The organism is Hydrogenophaga sp. LT287 (assembly GCF_055702805.1).
This window is the reverse complement of sequence record NZ_JBVPZC010000005.1, coordinates 1-14381: the sequence shown is the minus strand read 5'-3', so window position 1 is coordinate 14381 and position 14381 is coordinate 1. Positions and strand designations below refer to the sequence as shown.

The 14381-nt window shown below is 67.6% G+C and carries 18 protein-coding genes; 6 read left to right on the top strand and 12 right to left on the bottom strand.

The window, feature by feature from the left end; all coding sequences use genetic code 11:
* Nucleotides 1–53: 53 nt before the first annotated feature.
* Nucleotides 54–986, top strand: a complete 933-nt coding sequence (locus AC0GNR_RS05895; RefSeq protein ID WP_472900067.1) for a LysR family transcriptional regulator — start codon at nucleotides 54–56, stop codon at nucleotides 984–986.
* A gap of 38 nt (nucleotides 987–1024) precedes the next feature.
* On the opposite strand, the gene AC0GNR_RS05890 is transcribed toward AC0GNR_RS05895, so the two are convergent.
* Entirely contained in the window at nucleotides 1025–4186 is a 3162-nt protein-coding gene (locus AC0GNR_RS05890) for an AAA family ATPase (RefSeq protein ID WP_304834377.1), read from the bottom strand.
* A 132-nt stretch (nucleotides 4187–4318) separates the two neighbouring features.
* On the opposite strand from AC0GNR_RS05890, the gene AC0GNR_RS05885 reads away from it, so the two are divergent.
* Nucleotides 4319–4534 carry a hypothetical protein gene (locus AC0GNR_RS05885; protein WP_304834378.1) on the top strand — a complete coding sequence of 72 codons (216 nt, stop codon included), beginning with the start codon at nucleotides 4319–4321 and terminating at the stop codon, nucleotides 4532–4534.
* 47 nt (nucleotides 4535–4581) lie between these two features.
* Nucleotides 4582–4953, top strand: a complete 372-nt coding sequence (locus AC0GNR_RS05880; protein ID WP_304834380.1) for a group I truncated hemoglobin — start codon at nucleotides 4582–4584, stop codon at nucleotides 4951–4953.
* Between the two features lie 9 nt (nucleotides 4954–4962).
* On the opposite strand, the gene AC0GNR_RS05875 is transcribed toward AC0GNR_RS05880, so the two are convergent.
* Nucleotides 4963–5895 (bottom strand): OmpA family protein, encoded by a 933-nt coding sequence (locus AC0GNR_RS05875; RefSeq protein ID WP_304834382.1) that lies wholly within the window; start codon nucleotides 5893–5895, stop codon nucleotides 4963–4965.
* 45 nt (nucleotides 5896–5940) lie between these two features.
* On the bottom strand, nucleotides 5941–6354 hold the full coding sequence (locus AC0GNR_RS05870; RefSeq protein ID WP_472900066.1) for a DUF4398 domain-containing protein: 414 nt from the start codon (nucleotides 6352–6354) through the stop codon (nucleotides 5941–5943).
* Between the two features lie 257 nt (nucleotides 6355–6611).
* Here AC0GNR_RS05870 and AC0GNR_RS05865 point away from each other — a divergent pair, with 257 nt between their 5' ends.
* Nucleotides 6612–6875, top strand: a complete 264-nt coding sequence (locus AC0GNR_RS05865; protein ID WP_472900065.1) for a CsbD family protein — start codon at nucleotides 6612–6614, stop codon at nucleotides 6873–6875.
* Between the two features lie 112 nt (nucleotides 6876–6987).
* Here AC0GNR_RS05865 and AC0GNR_RS05860 read toward each other — a convergent pair whose 3' ends face one another.
* Complete coding sequence (locus AC0GNR_RS05860) at nucleotides 6988–7620, bottom strand: Crp/Fnr family transcriptional regulator (RefSeq protein WP_472900214.1); 633 nt, start codon at nucleotides 7618–7620, stop codon at nucleotides 6988–6990.
* A 371-nt stretch (nucleotides 7621–7991) separates the two neighbouring features.
* On the opposite strand from AC0GNR_RS05860, the gene AC0GNR_RS05855 reads away from it, so the two are divergent.
* Entirely contained in the window at nucleotides 7992–8618 is a 627-nt protein-coding gene (locus tag AC0GNR_RS05855; RefSeq protein ID WP_472900064.1) for a glycine zipper 2TM domain-containing protein, read from the top strand.
* 99 nt (nucleotides 8619–8717) lie between these two features.
* Nucleotides 8718–9467, top strand: a complete 750-nt coding sequence (locus tag AC0GNR_RS05850) for an SDR family NAD(P)-dependent oxidoreductase (protein WP_472900063.1) — start codon at nucleotides 8718–8720, stop codon at nucleotides 9465–9467.
* A 32-nt stretch (nucleotides 9468–9499) separates the two neighbouring features.
* Here the strand turns inward: AC0GNR_RS05850 and AC0GNR_RS05845 are convergent, their stop codons facing one another.
* From AC0GNR_RS05845 to AC0GNR_RS05810, 8 genes are all read right to left on the bottom strand, one after another.
* A complete protein-coding gene (locus AC0GNR_RS05845) occupies nucleotides 9500–10339 on the bottom strand; it encodes a response regulator (protein ID WP_472900062.1) in 840 nt (279 codons plus the stop codon).
* Nucleotides 10336–12015 (bottom strand): PAS domain-containing hybrid sensor histidine kinase/response regulator, encoded by a 1680-nt coding sequence (locus AC0GNR_RS05840; RefSeq protein ID WP_472900061.1) that lies wholly within the window; start codon nucleotides 12013–12015, stop codon nucleotides 10336–10338. The genes AC0GNR_RS05845 and AC0GNR_RS05840 overlap by 4 nt, the downstream gene beginning before the upstream one ends.
* A gap of 100 nt (nucleotides 12016–12115) precedes the next feature.
* Nucleotides 12116–12265, bottom strand: a complete 150-nt coding sequence (locus AC0GNR_RS05835) for a lmo0937 family membrane protein (protein ID WP_472900060.1) — start codon at nucleotides 12263–12265, stop codon at nucleotides 12116–12118.
* Nucleotides 12266–12280: 15 nt separating this feature from the next.
* A complete protein-coding gene (locus AC0GNR_RS05830) occupies nucleotides 12281–12706 on the bottom strand; it encodes a hypothetical protein (protein WP_472900059.1) in 426 nt (141 codons plus the stop codon).
* Entirely contained in the window at nucleotides 12703–13086 is a 384-nt protein-coding gene (locus tag AC0GNR_RS05825; RefSeq protein ID WP_472900058.1) for a hypothetical protein, read from the bottom strand. Before AC0GNR_RS05825 ends, AC0GNR_RS05830 begins: the two co-directional genes overlap by 4 nt.
* Nucleotides 13087–13103: 17 nt before the next feature.
* The gene (locus tag AC0GNR_RS05820) at nucleotides 13104–13472 is read right to left on the bottom strand and encodes a hypothetical protein (protein ID WP_472900057.1); all 369 of its coding nucleotides are present in this window, start codon (nucleotides 13470–13472) and stop codon (nucleotides 13104–13106) included.
* Nucleotides 13473–13543: 71 nt separating this feature from the next.
* Complete coding sequence (locus AC0GNR_RS05815) at nucleotides 13544–13777, bottom strand: glycine zipper 2TM domain-containing protein (RefSeq protein WP_472900056.1); 234 nt, start codon at nucleotides 13775–13777, stop codon at nucleotides 13544–13546.
* Nucleotides 13778–13842: 65 nt separating this feature from the next.
* Complete coding sequence (locus AC0GNR_RS05810; RefSeq protein ID WP_472900055.1) at nucleotides 13843–14157, bottom strand: BON domain-containing protein; 315 nt, start codon at nucleotides 14155–14157, stop codon at nucleotides 13843–13845.
* Nucleotides 14158–14381: the final 224 nt, after the last annotated feature.

Here is a 14381-nt window from a genome sequence, read left to right as displayed (position 1 = left end):
AATCCAATGAAATTGCGCAGCGTCCGCCATAAGCCTGGCAAATAATGGACGCCATGATGAAGCCCGAAACCCAACGCCCGGTCCTGCCCGCGGTGGAGCCGCAAACGCTGCGGGCCTTTGCCGCTGTGGCGCGCGAAGGCCATGTGTCGCGCGCGGCCCAGCGCCTGCACCTGAGCCAGCCGGCGGTGAGCCTGCAGCTGAAAACCCTGAGCGAAGCCACCGGGCTGGTGCTGTTTGCCCGCACGCCGCAGGGCATGGCGCTCACTCACGACGGCGCTGCCCTGCTGCCCCTGGCCGACAAAGCCCTGGCCGCGCTGGCCGACTTTGGCCAGGCCGCTGCCGCGCTGCACACCACGGTGCGCGGCACGCTGCGCATCGGCACCATTCTCGACCCGGAATTCACCCGCCTGGGCGCTTTTTTGAAGCAACTGGTGGAAACCAGCCCCCAGGTGGGCACCGAGCTGAGCCAGAGCATGAGCGGCGACGTGCTGGCGCGTCTGGGGCGCCGCGAGCTGGACGTGGGCTTTTTTCTGGACCTGCCACACGATCCGCTGGACGCCACGTACCGGCTGCGTCCGCTCACCCGTTTCACCTACCGCGTGCTGGCGCCGGCGGGCTGGGGGCCGCAGGTGCGCGGCAAAGACTGGAAGGCGCTCGCCGCCCTGCCCTGGCTGGCCACCCCGCCCGCCAGCGCGCACCACCGGCTGCAGCGCCGCGTGTTTGGCCCCGGTTCACTCACCGGCCTGGAGCCCCGGCGCGTGGCGCTGGTGGACCAGGAAGCGTCCATGCTGGACCTGGTGAAAAGCGGTGTGGGCCTGAGCCTGGTGCGCGACTCGATTGCCATGCGCGAAGCACAGGCGCGCGGCCTGGTGGTGGCCGACCAGGTGGCGCTGGAGTGCGACCTCAGCTTCATCTGCCTGGCCGAGCGGGCCGGCGAACCGGTGCTGGCCAGCGCCTGGGCCGCGCTGGACGCGGTGTGGGGTTGAAGGGTTGAAGGGTTGAGCAGGCTTTCCTTGCACCTTACTCAACGGCGACCGGGTGCTGCCGCGGCCAGCTGCTCACAGCGCGCCGCATCCAGCGGCTGTCCGGCCTCGCGAAAGCGCGCGGCGGCGGCCGCAAACCGGGCCACGGCGTCGTCTGCGCTGTCGCCACGGGCAGCGGCCAGGTGGCCGCGCACCTCGTCGTGCGCGGCGTACCACGCCGGCAGGCGCATCACCACGTTGGCGAGGTAGGCGCATTGGGCTTCGTGCTGACTGGCCAGCGTCAGCTCACCGGCGCGGGCGGCGGCAATGGCGGCGGGCACGGCAAAGGTGATACGGCAGCCGGGGCAGGTTTCCAGCGGGCCACGCACCGACACGCTGGCGTCTTCCATCACATGCAACGCCGCAGCCGGGTCGTCGGCGTGCAGGTTGATGCGGGTGCCGTAAATGCGGTCCAGCAAGTGAAAGCCGATGTCGGTCTGGCGCGCCACGTCCAGGGCTTCATCAATCAGGGCCTGAGCCTCGTCGCGTCGGCCTTCGTGCAGCGCCACCTCGGCCAGCCGCTGCAGCGACAGCGCTTCGCCCACCGACCCGCCAATGGCGCGGTGCAGGCGGGCGCCCTCGCGCAGGTGCAGCCGCGCGGCCGACAGGTCGCCCGCCAGCCACTCGGCTTCGCCGCGCAGCGTGACACCAAAGGCATGGCCGCGCGCGGCGCCCAGCCGCTGTGCTTCGGTGGACAGGGCGCAGGCAAATTCGATCACGTCGGCGTAGGGCCGTGCGCCGTACAGAAAGCGCTGCGTGATGCAGAGGTGACCGTCAAACACCCGCAGCGCCAGGTGCGGTACAGCGCAGGTTTCCTGCAAGTCGGCCCACACGCTGCGGTGCAACTCACCGCGGGCGTGCGCCGCCGCAGCCTGCGCCCACGATGCGATCACCAGCGCCGTGGTGTCGCCCGATTCGAGCGCCAGCCGGCGCGCCACGGCAGCCTTGGCGGTACCCATGGCGGGGTCGGCCACCCCCAGCGCGGCGGCGCCGCTGTAGGCCAGGGCTTCGCTCAGAAGGCCGTCCACCGAGGTGGGACGCACGCCCTGCAGCGCCAGCAGCGCGCCTTTCGGGTCGCCCTGCTTCACCTGCGCCAGGGCGGCCTTGGCCCGCAGATTGTGGCTGTCGGGTTCACCGGCCGCGTCCGCCGCGAGCCGGTAGGCGGCCATGGCAGCGGGGTCGCCCATGGCGTCCAGCGCTTCAGCGCGCAGTTGCAGCGCCTCGGCGTGGTCCGGCTGCAAAACCAGCAAGGGTTTGAGATGGTTCAGGGCGTCGCTGAAGGCGGCCAGCCGCACGGCCTCGCGGGCGGCGGCCACTTGCCAGGGCACGGCGTTGCGCGGCTGGCCACCTTCCAGCCAGTGGCGGGCCACGCGGGCCGGTACGGCGTCCATCTCGGCCAGTTGCGCGGCCATCTGCCGGTGCATGGGCTGGCGGCGGTGGGGCGGCACCTGGTCCATCAGGGCCTGGCGGACCAGACCGTGCCGAAAACGGTAGCGCCCGTCGGCCACCACCAGCACGCCAGCATCCAGCGCGCCATCCAGCGCCGCAAGACCGGGCACCTCGGCCAGCACCGCCAGCGCCTCCACCGTGCGCACATCCAGCTCGTCGCCACCCAGCGCCAGCCAGCGCAGCAAGGCCAAGGCATCGGCGGGCACGTCGCACAGCCGCGCGGTGATGGCCTCGGCGCTGCTGCCTGGTAGCCGTCCGTGGTGGCCCGGCGCGGCGCAGCGGGCGAGCTCGATCACGGCAAACGGGTTCCCTTCGGCGGCCTGCACGATCCGGGACAGCACCTCGTCGGGCAGCGGCGCGGGCCGCGCCTGCAGGGCAAGACGGCGACCATCGTCGTCGTCCAGCGGCTCCAGATCGATCGTCTGCAGCACGCCCGCACGCTGCAGCCGCGACACGGCCTGCGCCAATGCCGCGGCCGCGGCCAGCGGCCGTGTGGCCAGCAGCAAGCACACCGGCGCCCCCGCGATCGCCAGTTGCATCAGGACATCGACATCGGCGTCGTCCAGGCGGTGAGCGTCGTCCACCAGCAACAAGACGGGGGCGCCGGGCGCAGCCGCCAGCAGCAGGCGCCGCAGGGCACCCACCACCTGGTGGCGACCCAGCGGTCCGAGTGGTGCATGGGCCGGTGCGGCCAAAGCGCTGAGCTGCGCGAGCACGGTGCGGGCCGGCGCGCCGATGCGGTCCAGCACCGCACGGTCGTCCAGGATCAGGCGCTCGGCGAGGGACGCCACGACTTCACAGGTTCGGCCACTCCCGGCGGCATCGATACGCAGCGCGGTCCAGCCGCGCCTGCGGGCCTGGACCTCGATCTCGCGGCACAACGCGCTCTTGCCCATGCCGGCCGACCCGCGCAGCACGATGCCGGCCGGTCGCTCGGTGGCCGGCATGCCCAGCCACGCCGCCACCTGGGCCAGCACCGGCCCCCGGCCCACCAACGTGGGGCCCACGGCCTGCAAGCCGGCCACACACCGCTCGTACAAAGCCTCGGTCTGCGCTTCGGGCGACACGCCCAGCGTGTGCTGCAGCGCTTCGCGCAATTGCGCGTACCAACGCACCGCCGCGGCGCGGTTGCCCGCGGCCAGTTCGCGCTGCATCAGCGCGCGGTGGGCGGGCTCGTCGGTGGGATCCTGCTGCGCCAGTCGCTCCCACTGGGCGCTCGCGCGCAACAGCTCCAGGAAGCGCGCCTGCAGGCGTTCACGGGCCGGCTCGGTCCAGGCCTCGTAGCGGGCACCGGGCAGCAGGTCGCCCGCGTAGTGGCCTGCGGCATCGGCGCAGGCCGTGGCATCGCGCAAACCCAGCGCCGCCAGGGCGCGCTGCTCGAACGCATCGGCATCGACGCTCAACGGGCGGTCGGGCCACAGCACCAGTTCACCGGCCTGCAACACCAGACTGTCGTGCCGGCCCAGCGCCTGCCGGGCATGGTGCACGGCCTTGCGCAGGTTCGCTGCAGCGGCTTCGGGTTCCAGCTGCGGCCACAAGCTGTCCATGATCAGGTCGCGGTGCAGGCGGTGGCGTGCTTGCAGGCTCAGCAGTTGCACCAGCTGCATGGCGCGCAGGCTGGGCCAGCGGTCGGCAGCGATCTCGACGCCATCGACCGCCACGGCGAAACGCCCCAGCAAACGCACCTCCAGCGGGACTGGTTCCATCATGTCCATGACCCGCAGTGTGCGGCGCCCGACCGCACTCCGCAAGTGCCGGCGGTCCGAGGAACGTTTGAGGAACAGGGCCGGTACATGCTCCATGACGGCAGGTCAAACCCGACCTGCCGTACCGTTCAGGAGCACATCATGACCACGACCCATCTGGATGTTCACTCGCCCGGCAACGGACACGCGGCACTGACCTTGCCGCAACCGCTGTCGCCCGAGGCGCTGCTGCAACTGGAGCAGGCGCTGGCCAGCGCGCTGGGGCAGTTGCACCACGAAGTCTGCATCCACAGCAGCGACCCCGGCCAACTGGAGTACGCCTCATGGCTGCACCAACTGCGTTCGCCAGTCCCTTGAGCAACCGGGGCAGGCATCCCTTCACCGCTTCACCAAAGGAGAGCACCATGAGTCAGGACACGGCTACTTTGTACGATCGCCTCGGCCGCCACGAGGGCATCACGCGCATCACCCGCGAGCTGATCAAGAACCACATGGCGAACCCGCTCGTCAACATCCGCTACGCACAGGTCGACGACATGAACCGCCTGGAGCGCAACGTGATCGATTTCTTCTGCATGGGCGCGGGTGGCCCCGAGACCTATGGCGGCAAAGACATGCTGAGCACGCACCGGGGCATGAACATCAGCGAGCAGGAGTTTGTGACCGTGATCGACGATGCCATGGCGGCGCTGGAGACCTGTGGCATCGACCTTCCGGTGCGCAACGAAGTGCTCGCCATCCTGTGGTCGCTGAAGGGTGAGGTGGTGCGCGTCTGAGGGGCCCGCTCAGCGCGCCACGGTGCGGCCGTTGTCGTCTGACAGCACAATCTCGACGCGGCGGTTCATCTGGCGGCCGGCGGCGGTTTCGTTGCCGCTCACGGGCGAGGCCTTGCCGTAACCGCGGGCGGTCACGCGCGCGCTGTCGATGCCCTGGCGCATCAGCGCGGTGCGCACGGCGTCGGCGCGCTGGCCCGACAAGGCCAGGTTGTGGCTGTCGCTGCCGGTGCTGTCGGTAAAGCCCTCCACCAGCACCGTGCGCTGCGGGAACTCTTTGAGCACCGCCACCAGCTGGTCGACCATGCGCAGGCCGCCGGGCTTGAGTTCGGCGCGGTTGACGTCAAACAACACATCGCCCAGCGTGACCACCAGGCCGCGCGGGGTTTGCTTGGCGTTGAGTTCCTTCAGCTGGGTTTCGAGCAGGCGGTTGCGCTCCATGGCCAGCTGGGTCTGCTGCTGGGCCTGGGCCGACTCGTTGCGTGCCATCTCGGTGCTGCGCTGGGCGGCGGCGGCGTTCAGCTGCGCGGTGGTGGCGGCCTGCTGGGCCACGGTGGCGCTGCGCTGGGCGGCATCGGCTTCCTGGGTGCGGGCCTGCAACTGCACCTGGGTGCGGTCGGCACCCGCGCTGGCCACCATAGTTTCAGCGGTTTTCATGTTCATGGTTTCGCGCACGATGGCCACGCGCTGTGACGCCAGGTAGGCGAGGTGGTTGACCTGTGCTTCGTCTTCCTTGCTGCTCCAGGCGGTGTTGGCCTTGTTCATGGCGTCGCTGGCCAGTTTCATGTCGGAGCCGGCGTTGTTCTGGGCACGCGGGTCGGCTGTCACGGCGCGGTATTCGGTGCGCGCCTGCTCCAGCTGGGCATTGCCCTTGGGCACGCTGCTACAGCCCGCCAACACAGCCAGGGCAACGGCAGACAGAGCGATCAGATGGGATGTTTTCATGGGGAATCTTTCAAATAGAGGGTGGTGTGGCGAGGCAGCAGCGGCTTACTGGGTGCCGCGTTCGATTTCCTGGCGCAGCACGCGGTTGCCTTCACGCAGCTCGGTGGCGGCTTTGCCCGCCTGGGTGCTGCGGGCCTTGGCTTCTGCCAGGCGGGCGTCCACCTGGGCGGCCTCGGCCAGCATCAGGGCGCGTTCGTACTTTTCTTCCACCATGGAGGCGTTGGCACGCGCGAGCTTGTCGCGGGCCAGGGCCATTTCGGTGGGCGCCAGCGCCACGGCGCCTGCGCGCTCGGCGCTGGCCACGGCAGCGGTGCTCAGGGCCATCTGCTCGTTGGGTGCCGGAAAGCTGGCGCAGCCGATTTGCAGCGCGGCGGCCACCAGTACCACCACGGGCAGCCAAGGCAGCGTGCGGCGGGCGGTGGTGGGCTGGGAGGCGGCTGTTTTGGAAAAAGCGTTCATGGTGGGGTGCTCCGTGGCCATCAAATAAGGGGGTGGGCTTCGGTTGCGGATGGCCCGCGGCGTCAAGGAAACCCACCGCTGCAGCATGCGCGCTGCGAGCGCTCGCGTCGGTGCTGTGGCGCACATAGGCCAGCCTGTTTGACAACGCCCCGCTGCAGACGCACTGGCGTGTGCCAGCGCACAGACGCGCGCATGCTCGCCGTTTACAAAGGGTTGGTGCGGTGAAGGTTTTCTTCGCCCCCAACCAAAGGACACACATGAACTGGGACACCATTCAAGGCAACTGGAAACAGGTCACAGGCCAGGCCAAGCAGCAATGGGGCAAGCTGACGGACGACGACCTGCAAGTCGTCGCAGGCCACCGCGATCAATTGGCGGGCAAGCTACAGGAGCGCTACGGCATGGCCAAAGACGAAGCGGAAAAGCAGCTCAAGGCATGGGAAGAGCAGGCCACAGAGGCTTGGTTCACAACAGCAGAAACCCCTGCAGCCGACAAGTCAGCGCCAGCCGACAAGGCTTGAGTCCAGGCAAGAACAGGTGGTGCGCCGCGGGTTGACCACCGACCCGAAAGCCCACCGCCATCCGGCCGCGCCGGCAACAGCAAGGCACCCTAAGCCAAGCACCGCCCGGGGCTCAAAGCTGCGGAGGCAGCAAGCGGTCGTACTCGGTCTTCACCAATTGGTAGCACTCGCATGTGCGCTGCTCCAGGCCCGGCCGGTCCAGCACACTGATGTGGCCTCGCGCGTACCGGATGAGTCCCGCCTTTTGCAAATTGAGCGCAGCCTCGGTCACGCCCTCGCGGCGCACGCCCAGCATGTTGGCAATCAGTTCCTGGGTCATCACCAGGTCGTTGCCAGGCAGGCGGTCCAGGCTTAGCAGCAGCCTGCGGCACAGCTGCTGGTCCAGGGAGTGGTGGCGGTTGCACACCGCGGTTTGCGTCATCTGGGTGATGAGCGCCTGGGTGTAGCGCAGCAGCAAATGCATCACGGGGCCGGAGCGAGCAGACTCGTCCTTGAGAGCGCTGGCCCGCAAGCGAAAGCCCTTGCCCGCGCTCTGCACCACCGCCCGGCTGGGGGTAGAGCCGCCACCCATGAAGACAGAAATACCCACCATGCCTTCGTGACCCACCACGGCAATTTCTGCTGACGCCCCACTTTCCAGCACGCAGAGCAGCGAGACGATCGCGTTGCTGGGAAAGTACACGTGGCCCATGGTGCTGCCCGACTCGTACAGCACCATGCCCAGCGGTAAATCCACCAGCTCCATCTGGGGTTGCCAGCGCAGCCATTCCGCGTCGGGCAGGGCGTCGAGCAGCTGGTTCCCGCAGGTTGGTCTGGTGGTGGTCAAGCGTGTCCTTAATTCGGCGTGTGTTTGAGAGTCGACATGCAACAAACGGTGGATTTTTTCACGCGCATGAGCCCTCGTCTGTTCGGTATAGCACACAAGCCCAAACAAATCGGGTAAGCGCCACCGCGTTACGCAGCGATACAAGCCGGGTGTGCGCGCCAGCGAACAGACGCGCCAACCGTGGGCGCATAACGTGGACCTGTCACCTGGTTTTTCAACCGCCCAAGCGCCCGTGGCGCCGCGCGGTTTGAAGGCCAGGCCCCGCCACGCGGTCACGCCCAAGGAACCCCATGTCACACACCACCACACCCGCACGCTTTCACTGGAAAGCCCTCGCCACCGGCCTCACCGCCGTGGCGGCCCTCACGCTGGCAGGCTGCGCCGCACCCTACCGGAGCTACGACCAGCCGGTGGTGCAAGCCGCCCCGGCCACGGTGTACACCTACCCCAGCCAGCAGGCACCCACGCGGGACTACCGCCGCCGCAGCAACGAGCAGCTGTACCAGGCCGACGTGTTGTCGGTGCGCGCCGTGATGGGCGCCACCGAACAGCGCTGCTGGATCGAGCGCGAAGAAGTGCAGCTGGACCGCCCGGCAACCAACGTGCCCGGCGCGCTGATTGGCGCGGTGATTGGTGGCGTGCTGGGCCACCAGGTGGGTGGCGGCAGCGGGCGCGACCTGGCCACCGTGGGCGGCGTGGTGGCGGGTGCGGCCATTGGCTCCACCGTGGGCACCGACCGCTACGGCAACACCGTGAGCACACAAGACGTGCAGCGCTGCGCCAACGAACCCAACCTCAACGCGCCCGCTTACTGGGATGTGACCTACACCTTCCGCGGTATCACGCACCGCGCACAGATGACATCGGCGCCCGGACGCACCATCACGGTGAACGGCGCGGGCGAACCGCGCACCTGAGCTGCAGCGGACACCGCGGGCCATTGAAACTATTTACGCTGCGTGGGTCTCACGATCCACGCGGCTTTTTTTTGCCCATCCATTCACAGGAGAACCCCCATGCTCAAGAACAAAGTGGTTTTGATCACCGGTGCCGCTTCAGGCATTGGTCGCGCCGTGGCGCTGACCTGTGCGCGCGAAGGCGCTGCGCTGCTGATCTCGGACCGGGACGACGCCGGCCTGCAAGAAACCGCCGCGCTGGTGCGCGCGGTGGGCAGCGAGGTGCTGACCGTGACCGCCGACGTGGGCAACCCCGCCGACTGCCAGAACCTGGTGGACCGCTGCTGCGCCCACTTTGGGCGGCTGGACGTGGCGGTGAACAACGCCGGCATTGGCGGCCCCAGCGCCCGCACGGCGGACTACCCGCTGGACGGCTGGGCGCAGGTGATCCAGGTGAACCTTTCGGGTGTGTTCTACGGCATGAAATACCAGATCGAGGCCATGCTGCGCACCGGCGGCGGCGCCATTGTGAACATCACGTCCATCCTGGGCGCGGTGGGCTTTGCTTCAGCGCCGGCCTACGCGGCGGCCAAACACGGCGTGGTGGGCCTCACGCAAACCGCTGCGCTGGAATACGGGGTCGAGGGCGTTCGCGTCAATGCGGTGGGGCCTGGGTTCATTCAAACGCCCATGATCGCGGCGCTGGACCAAGACCCTGCCGTGCACGACATGCTGGTGGCGGCCCACCCCATTGGGCGCCTGGGCGAGCCCGCCGAGGTGGCCGAGCTGGTGGTGTGGCTGGCATCCAGCCGCGCGTCGTTTGTGACCGGGGCCTACTACCCGGTGGACGGCGGCTACCTGGCCCGCTGAGCAGGCTGCCAAGCGGGCCGACGGGTCGGGATTCAACCCAGAATTTCGACCCCGAAGCCCCGATAACCCACAAAGTTGCAGGCAGCGTCAAACATGGGGGTGCCGCTCACGCGGTACTCTTTTTTCACGCCGTTGGGAAACAAACGGCTCAGGCGCACATCCAGAAACGGCGTGCGGGCGGTGATGCGGTCTTGCAGTGCCTGGCGCTGGGCTTCGTCCCAGCCGTCTTCAGCGGGTGCAGCAGCGGCGCCCTCGGCACCGTCAACGCTGTCCACCAGCGCATCCACACGGATACCCAGCATCTCCAGCACCGGGCCTGACACCTTGGTGAAATGCCCTGCGCTGTCTTGCTCCCAATACCAGTCGGTGGCCAGCTCGGTCAGGCTGCGGTAGCGCGCTTCGCTCTCGCGCAGCTCGGCGGTGCGCTCCAGCACCTCGGCTTCCAGCAGCTTGTTCTGGTTGGCCAGGCGCTGGTACAGCAAGCGCACTTCCACCAGGTTGTGGATGCGCGTTTTCACCTCGACCAGGTCGAACGGTTTGCTCACAAAGTCTTTGGCGCCGGCTTGCAGCGCACGCACCTTGTGGCCTGGCTGGGCGGTGATCACCAGCACCGGCACGTAATCGTTGGCGTTGTTGGCCTTCAGGCCTTCCAGCACCTGAAAGCCGTCCATCACCGGCATTTGCAAGTCCAGCAAGATCAGGTCAAACGGCTGGCGGCGGTGCAGCGCGCACACGGTGGTGGGGTCTTGCGTGCTGGTCACCTGGGTGTAGCCGGCTGCGGCCAGCATCTCTTCAAGCAGGAGCACATTGGCCGCCTGGTCGTCCACGATGAGAATGCGGGCGTTGAACAGGTCCTGGGCGGCTATCGTCATGCGGGTTCCTTGGTGAGCGCGGTGCCGCGGTCGGTCTGGGCAAATGCAAGCGCCTGGTCCAGCGCCTCCATGAACTGGTTGACCTGGATCGGCTTGGTGATGTAGTTAAAAAACCCGGCGGACATGGCGCGCGCAATGTCGCGAGGCACCGCGTTGGCGCTCAGCGCAATGATCGGAATGTGGGCGGTGCTGGGGTCGGCGCGCAAGATCTTCATGGCCTCCACCCCGCTGATGCCGGGCAGGTTGATGTCCATCAAAATCACCTCGGGCTGATAGACCCGGGCAAATTCAATGCCCACGCTGGCGTCTGCCGCGCCCAGCAGGCGCAGGTCGGGGCGGCGCGCCACGATCAGCTCCACCAGCTCCAGGTTGGCCGGGTTGTCTTCCACATACAGCACGGTGTGTTGCGGGGCGCCCAGGGGCGCTTCGGTGCGCGGCACGTCCAGCGTCAGGGCGTCGCTGGCCAGCGACTGCGGCGCGGCCGTGAGCGGCATTTCAACCCAGAACACACTGCCCACGCCGGGCGTGCTGTCCACACCAATCACACCGCCCATGAGTTCTACCAGGCGCTTGGTCACCACCAGGCCAATGCCGGTGCCCTCTTCCCCGCCTGTCTCCTGCCCCAGCCGGTTGAACGGCTGAAACAGTTGGCCCAGCTGCTCGGTGGTGAGGCCGGGGCCGGTGTCGCGCACGCTGATGCGCACACGCTCTTGTGCACTCAGGGTGCAGACCACCGTCACATGCCCGCCAGACTGGTTGTATTTGATGGCGTTGAACAGGAGGTTGATCAGCACCTGCTTCAAGCGCGTGCGGTCGGCCTTGACAAAACGCGGTGCTTCCAGCCTGGCAAACGTCATGCCAATACCGCGCTGGCGCGCCTGGTCTTCCACCATGGCGCGGCACTCAAGCAGCACCTCGGCCAGCGACACCGGCTCGCCCGACAGGCTCATGGTGCCCGACTCGATCAGGGCCAGGTCAAGAATTTCGTTGATCAGGTCCAGCAGGTACCAGCCGGCTTTCAGAATTTGATTGATGCCGCGCTTTTGCGTGGGCGTGGGTGCGGGCGTGCCCGACTCGACCAGCTGCGCAAAACCAAGGATCGCGTTGAGCGGCGTGCGCAGCTCGTGGCTCATGCTGGAGATGAAGTCGGTCTTGGCGCGGTTGGCGTCTTCGGCGGCCACCAGGGCTTCGTTGAGCTGCAGTTCCACCCGCTTGCGCACCGAGTTGTCGGTGCCGATCAGCAGATAGCCGATGAGATCGGCATGGTCGTCGCGCAGCGCGGTGATGGACACGATGGCCGGGAACGAGCTGCCGTCTTTGCGGATGTAGGTGAGCTCGTAAATGTCTTCCATGCCGCGAGAGGCTTTGAAGGCCAGCGCCTCGAAGCCGGGCGCAATGGGCGTGTCCAGCTCCTCGCTCAGCTGCAAGGCCCGTGCACGCACCTCTTCGGGGTCGTGCATGTCGCTGGGCCGGATCAGGTTGACCACCTCGTCTGCCCGGTAGCCCAGCATGTGCTCGGCGCCCACGTTGAACAGCTGGATGATGCCTTTCTCGTCGGTCGCAATGATCGAAAAGTTGGGACTGGTCAGGATCGCGTTTTGCAACGCGCCGGCCTTCAGCAAGGCGCTGCGCCGGCCTTGCTCGGTGGTGTCTGGGCGGTGTGGTGTGTCTGGCATGTTAGTTGGGGGGACAGTGCACCCCCGGGGAAACGGGCGCAACGGCGCACCCTACCCCTGGTGGGTGGGCGGCGTCTGTGCGCCAGCCCACATAAGCCCCTTACAGCGGCTTGCGCCCGCTGATGATCCGCAACAGGACCACGACCACGGCAATCACCAGCAGCACATGGACAAAACCGCCCATGGTGGTGGAGGTGACGAGGCCCAGCAGCCACAAAATAAGCAGCACGACGGCGATGGTGTAAAGCATGGGATGACTCCGGTTTCAGGGATTGGAGGGCCTGCCGCGTTGGCGCCAGCGGACCCAGAACACAGTGGCCGCGGCGAGCGCGACCGAGATCAGCACGGTTTTGGGGCGGCGGCGCAGCACCGACACCGCCGTACCCAGCACCAGCACTTGCAAAGCCGGGGTGGTGCCGTCAGACGACTTGCGCTGCCAGGCACGCACCGCCGCGCCCAGCGCCAGCGCAGCCAGCGGGTGGTTGCGCCAGCGGCTGAGCCAGGGCAGGCTGGCCAGGGCCGCCAAGCCAAGGCTTGGGGCAGCGCTGCGGGTCTCGCGGTCGTGGTCGAGCCAGCCGGCCAGCTGCGCCCGGCTCAGGGCCAGCCGCTCACTGGCTGCGCTGGGCACCAGCGACGGCACAGCCGCTCGCGGGGCTGGCGCTGCCGCGCCTGGCGTGTGCGGTGCGCTCATGCGGGGCCCGAGCGGCGCAGCAGCGCCAGGTCTTCGGCCAGTTGCAGGCGCAGGGTGGCAAACGATTCGCCGGGGTCGCGGTTTTGGCCGGCCCACACGCAAACCCCACCCACCACAGCAGGCACCAGCGGCGTGAGCACAAACGCCCACAGGCTGCGCGCCACCGCTTCGGGCAAGGCAGCCCAAAGCAGCACCGCCACGCCCACCAGCACCGCGGCCACCACCAGCAAAGCCGCACCGGCCGCCTGGAGAACCACCCGCCGCTGCAGGCGAGCGCTGCTCACCGCCAGCGCTTCAGACAACAAGCCCGCATAGGCACCCGCGTGCTCTGCCAGCAGCTGGGGCTGCGCCGCAGCCAGACGAAACACCGGGTGGATCATGCGAGCGTGCCCTGCTTTCAGCGACCCGAGCCGCTGTGCTTGCTGAGCAAGGCCACCAGACCCATGAGGGCTGCGCCCACGGCAGCCGCCATGAGCACCGACTTGACCGGCTCGTGCTGGATGTAGGTGGTGGTGATGTCTTTGGCGTGCGCCGATTTCTCGCGCAGCTGGCCGGCACCGTCGCGCATGGCGTCCATGCCGCGGTGGGCCAGCGTCTCGGTGTCGTGGGCGAACTGCTTGAGCGCAGCGCTGGTGTGCGAGCGCGCGCCGTCCAGGCTTTCGGCCATGCGGTCGATGCCTTGGTGGGCTGCACGCTCGGTGCTGTTGGCCAACGAACGGGCCACGGCTGCGGCGTCGTCGCTCAGGGTTTGAATAGGGGTGCTCATAGCGTACTTTCGAAAGGGAATGGGGGAGTCAGGCCCGCGCAGTGGCTGGGCGGGCCTGCTGGGCCGCTGGCTTATTTCTTGGTGTCAATCTGGTTGCCGATGAGGCCACCAATGGCCGCGCCGCCCAGGGTGCCGATGGTGCTGCCACCGGTCAGCACAGCGCCGCCGACCGCGCCCACGCCAGCGCCCACGGCGGTGTTCTGGTCTTGGCGCGACATGTTGCTGCAAGCTCCCAGGCCCAGGGCCAGGACGAGTGCGGCGGCCAGGGCAAGGCCGCGGGGAAGGGTTTGTGTGTGTGTGTTCATGGAGAGACCTCGAATCTAAATAGGGGGAGAAACCGCGTGGCGCCGGGTGTGGCGCCCAAGGCGGGTTACTTCAGGCGCATGTCGTTCTTGACCGAACGCACGCCGCTGATGGCCTGCGTCACAGCCACGGCCTTGTTGATGTCGGCCTGGGTGCCGACGAAGCCGCTCAGCTGCACAGCGCCTTTGAAGGTTTCGACGTTGATCTCGGCCGACTTCAGGGTGGGCTCGTTGAAGATCGCGGCCTTCACCTTGGTGGTGATGGCGGTGTCGTCCATGTACTGGCCGGTGCTTTCTTGCGTGGCGCTGGAAGCGCAGCCGCCCAGCGTGGTGAAGGCAGCAGCGGCGAGCAAGAGGATGGAGAAACGGTGGTTGATACGCATGGTGAACTTTCTTTGAAGGTTGAACGAACGGCGCAACCCAGGGGCAGCACCGCATGGCACACCAGTTGAGTTCCCAGCGCCAATGGATGGACCTTAGGGCAACGCTGATTAAGTACTGCTCGAGCGTGGTGTTTACCTGTACCGTTGCAGTACAGACGAACAGGCAGATGAAGATGAAACAGCAAACCCTTGCCATGGCCGCCGATCAAGCTGAAGGTTTTGAG